At 72.5% G+C, this 14960-nt stretch carries 14 protein-coding genes; 7 read left to right on the top strand and 7 right to left on the bottom strand.

Features of this window, described 5'->3' with window-relative positions:
• Position 1: 1 nt before the first annotated feature.
• Genes AB0L34_RS05575 through AB0L34_RS05565 form a run of 3 tightly spaced genes read left to right on the top strand, consistent with a single transcriptional unit; the run spans position 2 to position 3011 of the window.
• Positions 2 to 1300, top strand: a complete 1299-nt coding sequence (locus AB0L34_RS05575) for a WXG100 family type VII secretion target (RefSeq protein ID WP_363702156.1) — start codon at positions 2 to 4, stop codon at positions 1298 to 1300.
• The gene (locus tag AB0L34_RS05570) at positions 1291 to 2610 is read left to right on the top strand and encodes an alpha/beta hydrolase (protein ID WP_363702154.1); all 1320 of its coding nucleotides are present in this window, start codon (positions 1291 to 1293) and stop codon (positions 2608 to 2610) included. Before AB0L34_RS05575 ends, AB0L34_RS05570 begins: the two co-directional genes overlap by 10 nt.
• Positions 2607 to 3011 carry a hypothetical protein gene (locus AB0L34_RS05565; protein WP_363702152.1) on the top strand — a complete coding sequence of 135 codons (405 nt, stop codon included), beginning with the start codon at positions 2607 to 2609 and terminating at the stop codon, positions 3009 to 3011. The genes AB0L34_RS05570 and AB0L34_RS05565 overlap by 4 nt, the downstream gene beginning before the upstream one ends.
• Positions 3012 to 3039: 28 nt before the next feature.
• Here the strand turns inward: AB0L34_RS05565 and AB0L34_RS05560 are convergent, their stop codons facing one another.
• From AB0L34_RS05560 to AB0L34_RS05550, 3 genes are all read right to left on the bottom strand, one after another.
• Positions 3040 to 4278, bottom strand: coding sequence for a S8 family serine peptidase (locus AB0L34_RS05560; protein ID WP_363702150.1), 1239 nt, complete (start codon positions 4276 to 4278; stop codon positions 3040 to 3042).
• Positions 4275 to 5540, bottom strand: a complete 1266-nt coding sequence (locus tag AB0L34_RS05555) for an ATP-binding protein (protein WP_363702148.1) — start codon at positions 5538 to 5540, stop codon at positions 4275 to 4277. The genes AB0L34_RS05560 and AB0L34_RS05555 overlap by 4 nt, the downstream gene beginning before the upstream one ends.
• Positions 5541 to 5908: 368 nt before the next feature.
• Positions 5909 to 6715, bottom strand: coding sequence for a hypothetical protein (locus AB0L34_RS05550; protein ID WP_363702146.1), 807 nt, complete (start codon positions 6713 to 6715; stop codon positions 5909 to 5911).
• 375 nt (positions 6716 to 7090) lie between these two features.
• On the opposite strand from AB0L34_RS05550, the gene AB0L34_RS05545 reads away from it, so the two are divergent.
• The 3 genes from AB0L34_RS05545 (at position 7091) to AB0L34_RS05535 (ending at position 9565) form a co-directional block, all read left to right on the top strand.
• Entirely contained in the window at positions 7091 to 7264 is a 174-nt protein-coding gene (locus AB0L34_RS05545; protein WP_363702145.1) for a hypothetical protein, read from the top strand.
• Positions 7265 to 7625: 361 nt separating this feature from the next.
• Positions 7626 to 8879, top strand: a complete 1254-nt coding sequence (locus AB0L34_RS05540) for a sensor domain-containing protein (RefSeq protein ID WP_363702143.1) — start codon at positions 7626 to 7628, stop codon at positions 8877 to 8879.
• A 41-nt stretch (positions 8880 to 8920) separates the two neighbouring features.
• Positions 8921 to 9565, top strand: coding sequence for a response regulator transcription factor (locus AB0L34_RS05535; protein WP_363702186.1), 645 nt, complete (start codon positions 8921 to 8923; stop codon positions 9563 to 9565).
• Positions 9566 to 9602: 37 nt separating this feature from the next.
• Here AB0L34_RS05535 and AB0L34_RS05530 read toward each other — a convergent pair whose 3' ends face one another.
• Genes AB0L34_RS05530 through AB0L34_RS05515 form a run of 4 tightly spaced genes read right to left on the bottom strand, consistent with a single transcriptional unit; the run spans position 9603 to position 13832 of the window.
• Positions 9603 to 10427 (bottom strand): SDR family oxidoreductase, encoded by an 825-nt coding sequence (locus AB0L34_RS05530; RefSeq protein ID WP_363702141.1) that lies wholly within the window; start codon positions 10425 to 10427, stop codon positions 9603 to 9605.
• On the bottom strand, positions 10424 to 11266 hold the full coding sequence (locus AB0L34_RS05525; RefSeq protein WP_363702139.1) for an amidohydrolase family protein: 843 nt from the start codon (positions 11264 to 11266) through the stop codon (positions 10424 to 10426). Before AB0L34_RS05525 ends, AB0L34_RS05530 begins: the two co-directional genes overlap by 4 nt.
• The gene (locus AB0L34_RS05520) at positions 11263 to 12450 is read right to left on the bottom strand and encodes a mandelate racemase/muconate lactonizing enzyme family protein (protein WP_350706185.1); all 1188 of its coding nucleotides are present in this window, start codon (positions 12448 to 12450) and stop codon (positions 11263 to 11265) included. Before AB0L34_RS05520 ends, AB0L34_RS05525 begins: the two co-directional genes overlap by 4 nt.
• Positions 12450 to 13832, bottom strand: a complete 1383-nt coding sequence (locus AB0L34_RS05515; RefSeq protein WP_350705935.1) for an aspartate aminotransferase family protein — start codon at positions 13830 to 13832, stop codon at positions 12450 to 12452. The genes AB0L34_RS05520 and AB0L34_RS05515 overlap by 1 nt, the downstream gene beginning before the upstream one ends.
• 240 nt (positions 13833 to 14072) lie before the next feature.
• Between AB0L34_RS05515 and AB0L34_RS05510 the strand changes: the two genes are divergently transcribed.
• On the top strand, positions 14073 to 14888 hold the full coding sequence (locus tag AB0L34_RS05510; RefSeq protein ID WP_363702137.1) for an IclR family transcriptional regulator: 816 nt from the start codon (positions 14073 to 14075) through the stop codon (positions 14886 to 14888).
• Positions 14889 to 14960 lie beyond the last annotated feature (72 nt).

The following is a 14960-nucleotide window of genomic DNA, read 5'->3' as shown; positions in this document are numbered from 1 at the left end:
GATGCCGCGTGGACACGGTCGGGCGCGTAGCGACTTCAGCCAGTACAGCCACCCCGAACTCATGCGAATGCTGCACGCCGGCGATCCGAAGTCGGTGACCGAGGCGGCGGAGGGCTGGGGAGCCGCCGGCACCGCGCTGCACGAGCGCGCCGGCGACATCGAGCGCCAGCTCCGCGAGTTCGAGCAGTGGTGGGACGGCGGCGCCGCCCGACAGTACAAGTTGATGATCAACGATCTGACCTCGGGTATCCGGCAGGTGGCCAGCACCGCCTTCACGGTGCGTGACCTGGCCTACTCCTCCGCCGAGGCGCTCACGACGGCCCAGAAGTCGATGCCCGCCCCGGTCGCCGTACCCGATCTCGCCCCCTCCGTCGTCGCCGCCGCGACCACGCCCCTGGTCGTACCCGCGGACACTCCGGCCAGCACGGTCGACACGCTCCGTCAGCACCAGGCCGAGGCGGTCGCCGAGGTCCACGCACAGCAGCGGGCACAGGCCGCCTCGAACGCGGCCCACCAGCAGGCGGTGCAGGTGATGTCCACCCTCGCCACCGAGTACGTCACCGCCGAGGACGCGATGCCGGTCACCCCCAGCGCCGCGTCCCGACCGGCCACCGGCACACCGATCGAGGAGCCACCGCCGGTCACGCCAGCCCCACCGCTGGCTCCGCAGCCCGGTGGCGACCCGCCGTCCGTACCGGCCGGGACACCGGTCGACCCGGACAAGGCGCCCGTCGACCCGGACGCGGTACCGCCGGCGACCCAGCCCCGGCCGCTGTTCGGCACGATGTTCACCGCCGGGTTGGCCGCGGCCGCCGCCGCGCTCGGCGGGCGGTTCGCCACCGTGCCGCCTGGGCTGGGGGCCAGGCCGAAGGACGAGAAGAACGGCGAGAAGAAGGAAACCGCCCCGGTCGCCACGGCCAACGACAAGGCCACCGCCGGCGGTGCCCGGATCTCCGCCGGCGGCGCGGGTGGCGGTGTGGGTGGCGGCGGAGGCGGCGTCGACATGTCGCCGGTGGCGAGCCAGTCCTTGGCTGGTCAGGCCAGCGGCCCGACGGCGAGCGGGCTCGCCGGAGCCGTGGGAACCGCCGCCGGGGTAGCCGCGGCGAAGGGCATGGCCGGCGGCTTCATGCCGGCGATGCCCTTCGCCCCGATGGGCGCGGGCGACGCCGCCGGCGGCCGGCGCATCCCGCCCTGGCTGGTCGAGACCGAAGACGTGTGGGGCGAGCAGTCGGTGGTGACGCCCGCGGTGATCGGCGAGGAGCCTGAGTCGGACCAGCCCGGGACCCGGTCATGGAGGTGACCAGCGCCGGATTCCGAGCCGTCCCGACCGCACTGGACGCCGCGGCGACCGAGCTCACCGGAAGCGCCGACCGGTTGAACACCATCCGCGGGCAGCTCACCACGCATGCCATCGACGGCCAGGCGTTCGGGTTGGTGCCGCAGTCCCAACGCGCCATGCAGGCACACGGCAACAGCCTGCAGCTCAGCAGCACCGAGCTGGAGTCGGCGGCGACGCAGACCCGGCGGTTGGCCACCGGGGTGACCGCCGCGGTGACCAACTACCGGCAGGGCGACACCCAGGTCAGCCAGGCATTCCGACAGCTGATGGGTGGTCTGGCCGGTGGCACCACCCTGGCCGCCGCCGGGGCCGCCGCGCCCGCCGGCACTGCCCCGTTCGGCACCCGGATCGAGGCCAACCGGTCGGCGATCACCGCCGAGTTGGCCGCCGAACGGCAACGCCTCGCCGGCTATCAGGCCCAGCTCACCGGGGACCCGGTCGCCGACCACCGTCTGCAGGAGACCATCACCCGGTCGCAGGCGCGCATCGAACTGTACGAGAACGTCATCGCCGAGAACCGCAAGATCCTCTCGTTCGACCCGTCCGGTGACGGATCGATGGTCGAGCTGGTCGGCGACATCGACGCCGGCACCCGCAACGTCGCCGTGTTCGTCCCGGGCACCTTCTCCGAGCTGGCCAACTTCGAGCGGTACCGCGACGCGGCGGCCGGTTTCGTCGACGCCGCCCCCCGGCGGGACCTGGCCATGGTCACCTGGATGGACGGCGACCTGCCCTCCAACCTGTTCCCGCAGGCCCCGTCGGCCAGCTACGCCGACAACCTCGGGCCCCGGCTCGCCGACTTCTCCCGTGAGCTGCGTGCCGAGATCGCCGGCTCCGCCGCGGCCGGCAACGACGTGCAGGTCACCTTCGCCGGCCACTCGTACGGCGGCGCCGTGGTCGGCACCGCCGAGCAGCACGGGTTGGACGCCGACCGGGTCCTGCACATCGAGTCGGCGGGCATGGGTCACCGCGTGGACGGCCCGGAGGACCTGCGCCCGGCCCAGCCCGATGTGCAGCGCTACTCGATGACCGCCCCGGGCGACCCGATCGCCTGGGTCCGGGACATCAACATCTTCAACTGGGGGCACGGGGCCGACCCCGACGAGTTCCCCGGTGTGGTCCGGCTGGAGACCGGCAACTACCCCGACGGTCGACCGCTGGAGGGCACCTCCGCGCACTCCGACGTGCTGACCTACCACAGTGACGCGTGGTGGAACATGTACCAGGTGTTCACCGGCGGCCCGGTGGTGACGGTACCGTCGACGCCATGACCAGCCCGATCGACTACGAGCCGCTGGCCGCCGTGGCGGGGCCGCTGCGGGCCGTGCTGCACGCGGTCGCCGCGCGGTTCGGTGCCGACGTCCGGATCAGCCGCGACGAGCAGCTCGACTGCGACCCGTTCCGGCCGGCCGGCGTACCGAGCGAGTCGGTGCGCTGGGAGTACAACCTCCGGGTTCCCGTCCCGCCCGGCGCCGTCGAGATCCTGTTGACCGAGGTGGTGCCGGAGCTGAGCGCGGACGGTTGGCGAGCCACCGACCGCAGCGGCGATTCCGAGGTCGCCTACCAGTTCCAGCGGGACGGGGCGAACCTCGGCGTACACATCTCCCGGGACGGCACCGGCGAGGTGGTGGTGGGCGGCTCCAGCCGCTGCGTACCGACCGAGATGCCGTAGCGGCCAGCCGCACCACGGGTGGGGCCGGTCAGCCGCCGGGACGCCAACCGCGGGCCCGGCCTCGACGCGCCACGGCCGTACCGATCCCGAGCAGCAGCGCCGCCCCGAGTCCCGCCGACGCCAGCGGCAGCACCGACGGGTCCACACGGGAACCGGGGTTCGCACGGGCCGCGGCGACCGGCTGCGCGCTCGCGCCCACGGGTCCCGGCGGATCCTCGACGCCCTCTGCGGCCACCGCCCGGTACGGATCCACCATTCCCCAGCCGAGCTGCGGGTGGTGCCCGTCAACCGCGGTTCGCTGCGCGGTCGACTCGATCCGCCGCACCACCTCGGCGGCGCTGAGTTCCGGCCGGTAGGACCGCAGCAGCGCCGCCGTGCCCGCCACGTACGCCGCCGCGTAGGCCGGATCGTCGACCGTGGGCGAGTGTCCCAGCCGACCGGCCGCTCCGGCGGAGAGGCTCACCAGTTGTCTTCCCGGGGCGGCCACCCCGATGTGGTCACCGGATTCGGTAGAGGCCACCGCGCCGTCCGGCCCGAAGGCACCGACCGCCAGCACCCCGGGCAGGGCGGTCGGGTAGCTGGTCGCACCCTGGTTCCGCGCGCCGGAAGCGGCCGGCGACACCACCACGATGTCGGCCGCGATCGCCCGTGCGGTGGCGTCCCGCAGCTGGGCGCTGTTCCTGGTCGCCGGCAGTACCACGTAGATCACTCGGGCGCGGGCGGTGACGGCGAAGTCGATGGCGGCGGCGAGCCGGCCGGGGTCGACGTTCCCGTCTCCCTGTCTGGTGGTCTGGGTGTAGCGAACCGGGAGCACGGACACGCCGGGAGCCAGACCGGCGAAGGTGGTCTTGTCGTGTGGCCGGGCGGCGATCAGGCCGGCGGCGAAGGTACCTCGGCCGTCACAGTCGTCGGTGGCCCCGGAGCGGTTGGCCAGGACGTCCCGACCTTCCTCGACCTGGCCTGGGCGAAACTGTGCGTTACGGGCGTCGACGCCAGTGCCGAGCACCGCGGTCCGCACCCCGGAACCCGTGCTCAGTGGCCACACCCGGCGCGGCCCGAGCAGTTCCATCGCCCACGGGGTGCCGGCGGTGTGCACTCCCACCGGGCTGGCGCAGCCGGCCGGTGCCGCATGGCTGGCCGGCGGGGCTACCGGCAGCGCCCCGACCAGCGCGCCGACGACGCCCGCCAGCGCGCCGAGAGCGGGTCGCGGGCCAGCCGGCCGGGCTGCCGTGCCGACGCCGCGCCTGGGACGGCCCCGCCGGATCATGCCGGCACCCGCAGGGTTACCCGGGTGCCGCGGCCGGGCCAGGACTCCACGGTCGCTTTGCCGCCGACCTCGCGCATCCGGGCCACGATCGACTCCCGGATGCCGAACCCGGGTCGGCCGGCGACGTCGAAGCCACAGCCGTGGTCACGGACCACCACGACCAGGCCGCTGCTCTCCTCGTCGGCGCGGACCACCGCGTCACCGGTCCCGGCGTGCTTTGCCACGTTGCCCAGCGCCTCCCGCACCCCACCGAGGACCGCGTCCCGGTACGGGCCGGACATCCGGCTGCCGGCGCCGGCGGCCACCGCCAACTCCACCCGCAGCCCGCGTCCCGCGAGTTCCTCCACCAGTTCGGCCAACCCGTCGGCGAGCGGGTTGTCTCTGCCGCCACCGGGGTCGTCGAGCGTCCTCCGCAGCCGAGCGGCCTGGACCCGGGCGGTGGCCCGCACCTGGGCGAGCTGCACCGCTGACGCCGTCTCATCCGCCGCGCTGTGCAGGGCGATCGCCTCCAGGGTCTGCAACACCGTGTCGTGCAGCGACCGCAGCCACCGGGCCTGCTCGGCCTCCCGACCGGCTTGGATCCCGTACGACATGGTCAGGTGCAGACTCAGCCCACAGATCACGAGCGCCGCCAACGCGACCACCACCGCCAATCCGAGCCACCCGGCCCGGCCGGCGACCGTTCCGCTGTCCACGGCAGCGCCGAACGCGACCGTCGCCAACTGGACCGGCATCGACAGCAGCACCGCGAGCACGCCACCGACCAGCCCGTACGCGCCGGTCACCAGGACCACGGCGCCGGCCAGGTACGACCAGAACACCTCGGTGTGGGGCACCACCGCACTTCCCACCACGTGCACCCCGTACGCCACGGCGAGGTCGACCAGCACGGCCCCGCGTACGCGTTCGAGGTCCACCGTAGACCGCCGGTGGACCGTGACGATCGCCGCGACGTTGGCGGCCAGCAGCAGAGCCGCAATCGGCAGCAGAGCAACCAGTGCCACCGGCTCCCCGCGCACCGCGAGCAGGCCCATGGCGACGGGCAGGACGCACACCCGGTATGCCAGAGCACCGAGCAGCAGGCAACGCGAGGTCTGGCGATGCAGCACGGCAGCGGCGGTGCCGTCGACCGGGCCGGAACCCTCCGCGACGGCCGCCGGCATCCACATCGGAGGCCGGCGCGAAAATGCGACCCCGGCCACGGCGGCGCGGGTCAGCAGTGTGAACACCATGGCCGGCATGGCGACACTGTCGACTGTCACGGACCCTCCCGCGCTGCGCCGACCAATGCCCACGTGTCAGCTCCTTGTCCACATCACGGACCGCGCGTCGCGACTGGCCCACGAGGATCATGGCCAGTTTTCCCGACATTTGACCTTCGAAGCAAGAGCCGGCCCCGCATTGATCCGGGCCGACGCCGAATGGCGCCCGGCCCTGCGACGGTCATCGCGCTGTGGCCCGCCCCCCGGTGGGAGTCGCTCGCCTCTACAGCGATGATCCACAGAAATCCGTCGAAAACCCGGGGAACGTTGGTGGACACCGCACCAGGGCTGGCACAGCGGAGGGCTGCCCACAGCACGAGAGGTGTCTTCTCGCTGGAGAGCGTGCAGCTGATCGCCCACGAGGTGCGTCACCATCCGCCGTCGAAGAAGGCCAGGAGTGCCGGCGCCGGGTCCGCTGCGGTGGTCGTGTTCGCCACAACGACAACGATCACGACCAGCGACAACAACGCCGAGAGAGCACCGAAGGACCCCAACACGCGCCTCGTTCGCCTGTCGGACGGCGCTGTTCTCGCAACCCTCTTCCACAACCCCACGCTCGTGCCGACGAGGACGACCGCCACGATCGCAGCAACCACGGCCATCGCCACGTGATATCGGGAGAAGTCGCTGATCATCACCTCGAGGGCCGGCGGGGTCTGGTCACCCGCGCTCAGGGAATCCGCCAGTCGCTGCCTGACCTGATCGAGCGTGTCGGCGAGCTCTCCGTCGGTTTCGCCGGCCGTCAACATCGGCAACAGCGAGGCGTAGGGCGCTACCGCACCCTGCACGTTGGCCATCACCATCGCCAACGAGAACAGCGCGAGCATCGTGACAAGAACGCCGCCCGACGTGAGGGCGGCCCTCCTTCCCGCCCCGATACCGCCGGCCCTCAGGAATGCCTTCCAGAGAAGAAGGCCGAGTGCGACGAGCACGATCAGCAAGATCGCAGCGATCACGGCCTTGGCCAGGTGGTAACGGAACCAGTAATCGACAACCCTCTGCATTCCCGGGGAGAAAGCCCGGTCGCCGGACTGCCAATACTTGACGAATTCTTCGCCCAGGGCCTCGACGAGGTCGCGCCTTCCGACGAAGCCGCCGCCCGACCCGCTCGCCGCCAGCGTGCGCGGGGCGACGACGAAGGCGGCGGCGAGGGCCACAGCGAGGGCGACGAGCATGACGAGGATGCGACCGGAGACGCCTGCGGATCGCGACGGGGCTACGGGACTGCGCAAGGAGATTCCTTCGGCTCGGTCGAGTGTGTGTAGACGGTCCGGCCGCAGCCAGGAGGGCCGCCGCCACCATGAGGCGGTTACCGGGTCGGCGGCGAGCAGATCGTGTTCGGGATCGTTCGTGCGCGCCGGTGGGTTGTGATGCTGTCGTTCATTCCGATCACCATCCCGCACCGGCGGACGCCCGGTCACGGGGGTGCGCCGGACACTTGGAGGTGGGGCCTGCCCCACCTCTCGGGGCAGGGCGGGCGCAGAGAGGCGGCCGCGGCAAGCGTCGGCCCCGCAGGCCACGCTCGGTCAACCTGGCGTACGGCGCGCGGTGTGATGGCCGGCGCATCCCCGCTGATCGCGCTCGTCGGCCTGGGCATCGGCGCGACCATCCGGCACGCCGTGGGCGCCATCCGCGCCATGGTCGGCGTGCTGTTCGTGTTGCCGCTGCTCTCCGTTCCGGCACGCCCGCGATCCTGCTGCGCACGTATACGATGGACGCGCTAGCGGCCGGGGTTCGGCTCTCACCCGCCGTGATGCCTGAACCGCCACGGCAGCACCACGATGTCAGAACCGCTGCGCCAGAACAGGGAACAATGGGGCATGAACACGGTCCAGCGGGCCGGGCGACGAGTTACCGCCAGCGCACGTCCACATCGGCGCTGTGCATCCTGGTCTTCGAGGACCACAGCCGGACCGGCACCGGGTCACCTCCACCGGGCAGATGGTCGACCTGAAGGCGGATCGGCGTGCGCGCGACGGTGGGGAATCCGCCGTCGTGGTCGGTCCAGGCCGAGCGGTGGCGAGCCGCGGGCGTCGGTGGCGGTCGGGCGTCAGGTTCGTCTTCCGTACGGGGCGTCGCACGCTCGTGGAGTCGCTGTACCTGCTCACCGCGCCGGTGACCGCCGCGGCTGGCCTGTTGCTGGTGCTCACTGGTCTGTGTGTCGGAGCGGTCGGTCTGCTGCTGCCGGGCCGGTCGCCGGTCGTGGCCGGCGGTTTGGCGCTGGTGCGGTGGTTCGCCGACGTGGAACGGTGGCGGATCGCCAAGGTGCGTCCCCCGGCCGTCGGCGTGGGGGGTGTGGGCCAGCGGCGGAGACCGAAGGAGACAGCCGCGTCCGGCCCGGGGCTGTGGCTCGGCGTGGCGCACGCGGTGGCGGTGCTCCCTGTCGCCCTGGTCACCTCGGTGGTGACGGTGCTGTGGTGGTTCGTCGGACTCGGCGCCGGCACGTCCGCCCTGCGCAGCCCCTACTCCTCCGCGGGACCGATGCGGCCCACGACCCTGACCGTGGGCAGCCCCCGGTCCCACATCGCCGTGACCCTGGGCCTGACGTCGCCGACCGAGCGGCTCGCCTTCGGGACCGCAGTCGGCCTGCTGTTGCTGTTCACCCTGCCGCTGGTGACCCGGGCGTGCGTCGCCGCCCAGGCCGGGCTGGGGCAGGCGCTGCTGTCCGACGCGTCCGCGGTGCACCGCAGGATCAGCGGACTGGAGCGGGAGCGGGACACCGCCCGCGCGCGGCCCGTCGCCGCGGTGACCGCCGAGGCGACCGCGCTGCGCCGGCTCGAACGCGACATCCACGACGGGCCCCAGCAGCGGCTGGTCCGCCTGGCGATGGAACTGGGTCGCGCCCAGCACCACCTCGACAGCAGGCCGGAGGCCGTCCGCGCGGCGCTCGCCGACGCGATCGTCCAGACCGAGGAGGCGCTGGACGAGCTACGGGCCCTGTCGCGTGGCATCGCCCCGCCGATCCTCGTCGACCGCGGTCTGCGTGCGGCGCTCACCGCCCTGGCCGCGCGCTCGACCGTACCGGTCGAACTCGATGCCGACCCCCTGAACGACCGGCTGGCCGCTGCGGTCGAGACGGCCGCGTACTTCGTGATCGCCGAGGCCCTGACCAACGTCGCCAAGCACAGCCGCGCCGACCGGTGTGCGATCGGGCTGCGCCACCGTGAGGGAACCTTGCGGGTCTGGGTGACGGACGACGGGGTGGGCGGCGCCGCGCTGGACAAGGGACACGGGCTGCGCGGGTTGGAAGACCGGCTGCACGCGGTCGGCGGCCGGCTGTGGGTCACCAGTCCCTACGGCGGCCCGACGACGATCACCGCGGAACTGCCGTGCTGCTGAACCCGCACGAACCACCGCCGGACCGCGCGGCCCGCGGTCCGCTGCGGATCGTCCTGGCCGACGACGCGGTACTGCTGCGCGAGGGCCTGGTCCGCCTGCTCGCCGAGGACGGTCACCAGGTGGTGGCCGCGATCGGTGACGGCCCGGCCCTGGTCGAGGCGGTGCTCAGACACCGCCCGGACGTGTCGATCGTCGATGTGCGGATGCCGCCGACCTACACGGACGAGGGCTTGCGCGCGGCGATCACCGCCCGCTCGCAGTTGCCCGGCGCCCCCATGCTGGTGCTCAGCCAGTATGTGGAGGCGTCCTACGCCGGCGATCTGCTCGCGGACGGCTCCGGCGCGGTCGGGTACCTGCTGAAGAACCGGGTCGCCAGGGTCGGGGAGTTTCTGGACGCCCTGCATCGCGTCGCCCGCGGCGCGACGGTGCTCGACCCGCAGGTCGTCGCGCAGTTGCTGGCCGGGCAGCGCCGGGACGACGCCCTGGGGGCGCTGACCACGCGTGAACGGCAACTCCTGGCGCTGATGGCCGAAGGTCATTCCAACACGGCCATCGCCGAGCGGCTGGTGGTCACCGCCAGCACGGTGGAAAAGCACATCGGCAACGTCTTCGCCAAGCTCGGCCTGCCGCCTGACGACGCCCGGCACCGTCGGGTGCTCGCTGTCCTCGCCTACCTCAGGGCATGACGGCGGCCCGGCCGGGCCCGCGAGCGTCCCGGCGCCCTCAGAGCGTGCTGCGGTACGGCGGCATGAACCGCAGTCGGGGCATCTGGTCAGCGAGCACTCCCCCGTCGACGACCAGGTGGGTGCCGTTGATGTAACGACCGGCCTCGGAGGCGAGCAACAGGAGCGCGCCGACGCAGTCGGCCGGCGTGCCGTAGCCGCCGCGCAGGGGGATCCGCTCCTCCCAGGCGGCCTCGAACGCCTGCCGGTCCAGGGAGAACTCACCGTCGATCGGGGTGGCGATCATCCCGGGAGCGATCGTGTTGGCGGTGATGCCGTGCGGCCCCAGTTCGGCGGCGAGCGACCGGGTGAGCAGCTCGACGGCGCCCTTGGAGGCGTTGTAGTGGGCCAGTCCGGCCTCCGCCATCAGCCCGTTCTTCGAGGAGACGTTGACGATGCGGCCGGCCACCCCGTCGGCGATCATGTGCTCGGCGACGCGTTGCGCGAGGAAGAAGACGGCGTCCACGTTCACCCGCATCACCTCCCGCCAGTTGGCGACGGTGATCTCGTTGAAGTGTTCCAGCCGCGCCACGCCGGCGTTGTTGACCAGGACGTGCACCGGCCCGTGGGCGCGCCGCAGGTCGTCCACCCAGGGTGCGATCGCCTCGGTGTCGGCAAGGTCGAAGGCGTACGGATGGCAGGCGCGGCCGCGGTCGGTGATCGCGGCGGCGACCGCGCCGAGGTCGACGCCGGGCCGGTCGACGACCACGACGTCGGCGCCGGCGGCGGCGAGCCCGGTGGCGAAGGCCGCCCCGAGCCCGCGCGCCGCACCGGTCACCACGGCCAGCCGGCCGGACAGGTCGAAGGAGGGCGGGACGATGGTCATGCCAACCCCAGCAGGTCGAGCGACGGGCGGTCGATGAGCTGCTCGATCTGCTCGGTGTCGAGCGGGTCGAGGCCGGGGATGCCGGGCACCCGACCCACCGCCCGCAGCCCCTCGATCGAGGCGTCGACGGTGGTGAAGGGATAGTCGCTGCCGAACAGCAACTTGTGCCACACCCCGTAGTCCTGGACGAGCCGGAGGCTGTGCCAGAGCTGGAAGGGTCGGTAGTGCAGCGCGGAGACGTCGGCGTAGACGTGCCGGTGCTTGCGGACGACCGCGATGCACTCCCCCTCGTACGGGTGGCCGAGGTGGGCCAGCACCATCCGCAGCTCGGGGTGGCGGATCGCCACCTCGTCGAGGTGCACCGGCAGGGCGAAGCGCAGCGGTGCGGTGGAGACGAAGGTGGTCCCGGTGTGCACGAGCAGTGGCAGTCCGTGCCGGACGGCGTACGTGTACAGGTCGTCGTGGGCCGGGTCGGCGGGGTCGAACCCGGCGTACATCGGCATCAGCTTGATGCCGCGCAGGCCGAGGTCGCGGTGCCCGTGCTCCAGTTCGTCGCGCCAGCCGGGCTGGGTGGGGTCCAGGGCGAGGTAGCCGACGAGCCGGTCGGGCTGGGCGGCGACGTACGCGGCCACGGCGGCGTCGTCGACCCACAGCCCGGAGCGGCGGGCCTTGCCGCCGACCACGATCGTCTTCGTGTCCTCCGGTGCGGTGGCCGCGTACTCCGACCACCGCACCGTCAGGTCGACCTCGCCGCCGTGCGCCCGGGCCGCCTCGGCGGCGAACGGGTCGCCGACGTGGTCCGGGCAGTCGAACAGGTGCGAGTGCACGTCGACGATCATCGGCGGTCCCGTTTCTCCCAACCCTCGGCGAACATGTTCCAGAAGCCGTGGCTCGGCGGGTGCTCGACGAACACCTCGTCGACCAGCTCGACGCCGAGGCCGGGCGCGGTGGGCAGGTCGATGTGCCCGTCGACCACGGGCAGGGCACCGCGCACGGCGTCGAAGACGTACTCCTCCAACAGGCCGTCGAACGTCTCGAGGATCTTGAAGTTCGGCATCCCGAGGACGGCGTGCACCGAGGCGGTGGTGCACAGCGGCGAGTTGGAGTTGTGCGGGGCGACCACCATGGCGTGCTGGTCGGCGATGGCGGCGAGCTTGCGCACCTCGGTGAACCCGCCGGCCATGGACAGGTCGGGTTGGATGATGTCGACCGCGTTGGTGGCGAACAGCCGGGCGTACTCGTAACGGTTGTGGAAGTGCTCGCCGCCGGAGATCGGCATGGTGGCGCGGGCGCGCAGCTCGGCGTACCGCTCGATGTGGGTCCACGGCAGCGGTTCCTCGAACCAGCCGAGGTCGAACGGCTCCAGCTCCCGGACGAGCCGGGCGGCGGTGTGCATGGCGAAACGGGCGTGGCCCTCGACGAACAGCTCGGTCTCGGGCCCGACGGCCTCGCGGACGGCGGCGACGATGTCGACCGATCGGCGCAGCTCGGCGCGGGACAGCTCGCCGAGACCGGCGCCGAACGGGTCGAACTTCAGCGCGGTGTACCCCTTGGCGACGGTGGCGACGGCCCGTTCGGCGAAGGCGGCGGGCTCCCGGTCGCCGGTGTACCAGCCGTTGGCGTAGACCCGGACGCGGTCGCGACAGGCCCCGCCGGTCAGCCGGTACGCGGGCACGCCGAGGGCCTTGCCCATGATGTCGTAGAGGGCCTGGTCGACGCCGGAGACGACGATCCCGCCGACGTCGCCGCCGCGCAGGAAGTCGCCCTGGTACATGCGCAGCCAGATCTCCTCGACGTCGAACGGGTCGGCGCCGATCAGGTGCCGCCCGGCCATCGCCTCGGCGAGCTGGCAGGTCTCCCGGGCCCGGTACGGGTGGGTGATCTCGCCGACGCCGGAGAGCCCGGCGTCGGTGTGCACCCGTACGTAGGAGAAGTCGCGCCAGGCGGTGCCGAGGGTGAGCGTCTCCACCCGGCTGATCCGCCCGGCCGGGCCGACCGGGCGTGTCTTGTCGACGGTCAGCATCACCGCCGCCCTCCCCCGGTGGGGGTCGCGCCGCCCATGGTGGCGGTGCCGGCCAGCTCGGTCACCCCGCCGGCGGCGAGGGTGTCGCGGACGGCCGCCCGGGTGGCGTCGACGAGGTGGTCGATGTCGGCGTCGGTGTGGGCGTACGAGATGTGGTTGCGCTTGAGGTTCAGCGGCAGCTCGAAGATGCCGTGCTCGGGCATCCGCCGACGGTAGCCGATGAACATGCCGGCATCGTTGCGCAGCAGGTCGTCGTAGCTGCGCGGTGCCGGGCCGGCCATGAAGTACGTCACGAAGACGGAGCCGTGGCCGGTGACCACGGCGGGGACGCCGAGGTCGGCGAGGACCTCGGTGATGCCGGCGCGGGCCCGCTCGCCGAGCCGGTAGACGTGCTCGTGCACGGGCTCGGCGCGCAGCTTGCCGAGGGTGGCGATGGCGGCGGCGACCACGGCCGGGTGGCCGTTGTAGGTGCCGGCGAAGAACGCGGGCGCGCCGGGGTGGGTGCTGAACATGTCCATCAGGTCGGCCCGGCCGCCCAGGGCGCCGATCGGGTAGCCGTTGGCGATGGCCTTGCCGAGGGTGGTCAGGTCCGGGGTGACACCGCTGATCTTCTGCCAGCCGCCGAGGTCGTGCCGGAAGCCGGTGATCACCTCGTCGAAGACGAGCACGCTGCCGGCCCGGGTGCACTCCTCGCGCAGGGTGCGCAGGAACTCCTGGTCGGGCAGGAGGCAGCCGACGTTGTGCGGCACCGGCTCGACGATGACGGCGGCGATGTCGTCGCCGTGCGCGGCGAAGGCGGCCCGGACGGCGGCCACGTCGTTGAAGCGCAGCACGAGGGTGGCGTCGAGGACCTCGGGCAGGATGCCGGTGGAGATCGGGTCGGCCACGCCCACCTTGTCCGGGGCGGAGATGACGTTGAGGCTGACCGAGTCGTGCCAGCCGTGGTAGCAGCCCTGGAACTTGACCACCAGGCGCCGGCCGGTGGCGGCGCGGGCGACCCGCAGGGCGTGGAAGGTGGCCTCGCTGCCGGTGCTGGTCAGCAGCACCTTCTCGATGCTGGGCACCAGCTCGGCGAGGGTCTCGGCGAGCTGGACCTCCCCGTCGGTGACGGCCACGCCGCACAGGTCCAGCCGCCTGCCGGCCTCGGTGACGGCGGCGTTGACGTCGGGGTCGTTGTGACCGAGCAGTGGTGGCCCGAAGGCCGCGTGGTAGTCGGTGTACTGGCGTCCGTCGGCGTCCCAGAAGTGCGCTCCGGAGGCCCGGGCGATCACCAGCTCGGTGAGGCCGGGGATGCTGCGCTGTCCACTGTTGACGCCGCCGGGGATGACCCGGCGCGCCCGCTCGGCGAGCGTGGCGCCGGTCGGGGCCGATCGTGAATTCACACCTTCTCCTCATCGGTGCGGCGCGGCGACCCAGCCCGGTCGCGGTGCCGCGGGGTGTCCGCCGCAGGAGGAACATTTCGAAGTTTCGGAACACTGTTCGGCATTGCCAAACGATGTTCGGCATACTAAGCACGCTCGTTCGCCTCGGTCAACACGCCGGGATGCCAAATCTCGAACAGCTTTGTTACCCTGTTCGGCCTTGGCGAACAGTTCGGCTTCCCCCTGCCCGAAAGAAGGACCATGACCACCACCGAAGACGGGGACAGCTCCCGCTACCTGGTGCGCAGCGTCAGTCGCGCGGCCGAGGTGCTGGAGGCGTTGTCCGCCGCCACCCCCGGCGAGGGGCTCAGCGTCACCGACGTCGCCCGCGTCTGCGGCCTGTCCAAGAGCGCCGCGTTCGCCACCCTGCACACCCTGTGCCACCACGGCCTGGCCGCCGACGACGGCGAGGGGATGAACCGGCGCTACCGGCTCGGGATGTCCCTGGCGCGCCTCGGCGTCCGCGCCCAGGAGCAGCTCTCCCTGCGCGACATCGCCCGCCCGGTGCTGGCCCGGCTGACCCGCGACACCGGGCTCAGCTCCCGGCTGGCCGTCCCCGAGGGGGCGCACGCGGTCGTCGTCGACCAGGTCAGCAACGGCGAACGGATCCAGATCGAGCTGCGGATGGGCACGCGCGAGCTGCCGCACTGCACCGGGCTGGGCAAGGCCCTGCTGGCCGAGATGACCCCGCCGCAGGTCGCCGAGCTGATCGGCCGCGTCGGGCTGCCCCGACGCACCGACCACACCATCTGCGACCTGGACTCCCTGCTGGCCCACCTGGCCGACGTCCGCCGCGCCGGGTACGCCCTCGACGACGAGGAGGACGCCGAGGGGGTGTTCTGCATCGGCAGCGCCCTGCGCGACCACACCGGCGCGTGCTGCGGAGCCATCAGCGTGACCGGGCTGAAGCTCGGCCTACCCAGCTGGCGATACCAGGAGCTGGGACGACTGGTGCGCCAGGCCGCCGACGCCATCTCCGTCCGGCTCGGCCACGTCCCGGCGGAACAGACCCCTTGACAGCGGGTTCACCTGCTGTTTAACGTTCCGCCAGCGTCGCGGCCCGACCGCGACCGTCTCGGGCGAACCAGC

This window comes from Micromonospora sp. NPDC052213 (assembly GCF_040679695.1).
Lineage (GTDB): Bacteria > Actinomycetota > Actinomycetes > Mycobacteriales > Micromonosporaceae > Micromonospora.
Note: the sequence above shows the minus strand (reverse complement) of the source record. Positions and strands in the feature narration are given on the sequence as shown.

Excerpts from the sequence above, each read along its gene's own strand:
- AB0L34_RS05570 (WP_363702154.1), top strand. The coding sequence starts at position 1,291 with ATGGAGGTGACCAGCGCCGGATTCCGAGCCGTCCCGACCGCACTGGAC.
- AB0L34_RS05510 (WP_363702137.1), top strand. The coding sequence starts at position 14,073 with ATGACCACCACCGAAGACGGGGACAGCTCCCGCTACCTGGTGCGCAGC.
- AB0L34_RS05520 (WP_350706185.1), bottom strand. The coding sequence starts at position 12,450 with ATGCTGACCGTCGACAAGACACGCCCGGTCGGCCCGGCCGGGCGGATC.
- AB0L34_RS05530 (WP_363702141.1), bottom strand. The coding sequence starts at position 10,427 with ATGACCATCGTCCCGCCCTCCTTCGACCTGTCCGGCCGGCTGGCCGTG.
- AB0L34_RS05575 (WP_363702156.1), top strand. The coding sequence starts at position 2 with ATGCCGCGTGGACACGGTCGGGCGCGTAGCGACTTCAGCCAGTACAGC.
- AB0L34_RS05525 (WP_363702139.1), bottom strand. The coding sequence starts at position 11,266 with ATGATCGTCGACGTGCACTCGCACCTGTTCGACTGCCCGGACCACGTC.
- AB0L34_RS05560 (WP_363702150.1), bottom strand. The coding sequence starts at position 4,278 with ATGATCCGGCGGGGCCGTCCCAGGCGCGGCGTCGGCACGGCAGCCCGG.
- AB0L34_RS05550 (WP_363702146.1), bottom strand. The coding sequence starts at position 6,715 with ATGCTCGTCGCCCTCGCTGTGGCCCTCGCCGCCGCCTTCGTCGTCGCC.
- AB0L34_RS05565 (WP_363702152.1), top strand. The coding sequence starts at position 2,607 with ATGACCAGCCCGATCGACTACGAGCCGCTGGCCGCCGTGGCGGGGCCG.